The sequence below is a fragment of the Halomonas sp. 3D7M genome, from assembly GCF_014897885.1.
Classification (GTDB): domain Bacteria; phylum Pseudomonadota; class Gammaproteobacteria; order Pseudomonadales; family Halomonadaceae; genus Vreelandella.
The window spans coordinates 50,561-52,120 of the sequence record NZ_JABUZF010000165.1; the positions used below are offsets into that span (position 1 = coordinate 50,561).

General features: G+C 51.4%; 3 protein-coding genes. 2 read left to right on the plus strand and 1 reads right to left on the minus strand.

The features are described from left to right. Positions 1 to 402, plus strand: a 402-nt coding sequence (locus tag INT22_RS08285; RefSeq protein WP_193068041.1) for a MerR family transcriptional regulator, incomplete at its 5' end; no start/stop codon positions are given. A gap of 51 nt (positions 403 to 453) precedes the next feature. Beyond that, the gene (locus INT22_RS08290) at positions 454 to 981 is read left to right on the plus strand and encodes a hypothetical protein (protein WP_193068042.1); all 528 of its coding nucleotides are present in this window, start codon (positions 454 to 456) and stop codon (positions 979 to 981) included. A gap of 78 nt (positions 982 to 1,059) precedes the next feature. Here the strand turns inward: INT22_RS08290 and INT22_RS08295 are convergent, their stop codons facing one another. After that, positions 1,060 to 1,446: a hypothetical protein gene (locus INT22_RS08295; protein WP_193068043.1), complete on the minus strand. Its 387-nt coding sequence runs from the start codon at positions 1,444 to 1,446 to the stop codon at positions 1,060 to 1,062. Between the last annotated feature and the right edge of the window lie 114 nt (positions 1,447 to 1,560).

Here is a 1,560-nt window from a genome sequence, read left to right on the forward strand (position 1 = left end):
GGATGCTCGCCGGAAAGCATTCGCCATTATGAAAAGCTGGGATTACTGGCACCGCCACAGCGGGGAGAGCAAGGCTACCGGTCTTATGATCAGGCGGCATTAGAACGCATTGGCTTTATTCGCCATGGCCGTAGCCTGGGGTTAGATCTGCACAGCATTCAGGAGTTGTTAGCACTTTCCGACAACCCCGACACCGACTGCACCGCCGCCGATAATATTGCCAGCCGTCATCTAGAGCACTTAGAAGAACGCATCGCTGCCTTACAAGCACTGGCGGGGGAACTGCGCCAAGTGGTGCATCAATGCCGAGGCGGCAAGGCGGCTAACTGTCAGATCATTCAAACGCTGTATGATCACCAACCCACCTGCACCGAGCGGGGATGCGGAGAAGTGACGGCGTAAAGGCTGCCCCCTGCAATATCGCAGTTCAGTATCGTAAAAAAGGAACACCGCATGATTGAGACAAGGGAACAACTCGACGCCATTAAAAAGTCATGCTATTCGATGGTGACCAAAAGCGCAGGGATCTCAGCAGGCACCGCCATTATTCCCATACCTGGGCTGGATATCGGCTCAGACGTGGCCATCTTGATGCGCATAATTCCCAAAATTAATGCCCAGTTTGGTTTATCGCCTGAACAAATCGAAAGCCTAGATACTGAAACCAAGCTTTTTGTAATGACCGCCATTTCCAATACGGGAAGCAAGTTAGCCGGAAAATACATCACCAAGACGTTAATCATAACGCTGCTGAACAAGATGGGCGTTAAAGTTGCTGCCAAAGGTGTTTCTAAGTTTGTCCCCTTTATTGGCAGCGCTGTGGCAGGCAGTATTAGCTTTACTGCCATGAAGTACATGGGCAACAGACATATCGAGGATTGCTACAAGATTGCCTTGGCAACTCTGGAAAACAAGCAGCTACCTCCAGTGGCAGAGCCTGCGACCTTTATCCCTGCCGACCACCCTGCTAATTCCCATTAGCAGGTAGCGTACGGCCTGACAGAGTAGTTTCCACCTTGAGACAGCGATTAACACGCCTAGAAGAAGTTACAGTGTCATCTATGGACTGGAACTAGGGCTATATCGTTGGCCTGCATGAGTATTCCCCATGAGCAGCAAGCTTAGTACGCCAAAACAGGCGAGCCCTGCCAACAACATGGCCAAATGAAAACCACTTTCCATCGCGCGGGTAAAAAGGTCTTGAAGAGCGATTGAGGTGTTGGGGAATACGTGCTGAGTAATAGCCTCGCGCGCAATCTGTTCCACACGACCCACTCCTTTCTCAACTCCTCTCTCAACTACGGCAGAAGCAGAGGCAAAAACATGAATTGCCCGCTCACTCATTAATGTACCAAGCAGCGCAATACCAATTGTCATGCCAGCTTGGCGGAGTGCATTCATTGTTGCAGAGGCGGCTCCCGATAGTTCAGCCGATGCCAGGCTCATCACGGCAATGCTAGTGGCAGGAACTGCCAGCCCCACCCCGATACCGAGTAACGCAAACCATCCCCCCACAATCCAGTAAGGTGTTTGTGCCGTAAGCGTTCATTCCAAGGCGTT

What these genes read in the sequence shown, in the direction of transcription:
- INT22_RS08290 (WP_193068042.1), top strand. Translation starts at nt 454, where the DNA reads ATGATTGAGACAAGGGAACAACTCGACGCCATTAAAAAGTCATGCTAT.
- INT22_RS08295 (WP_193068043.1), bottom strand. Translation starts at nt 1,446, where the DNA reads ATGAGCCTGGCATCGGCTGAACTATCGGGAGCCGCCTCTGCAACAATG.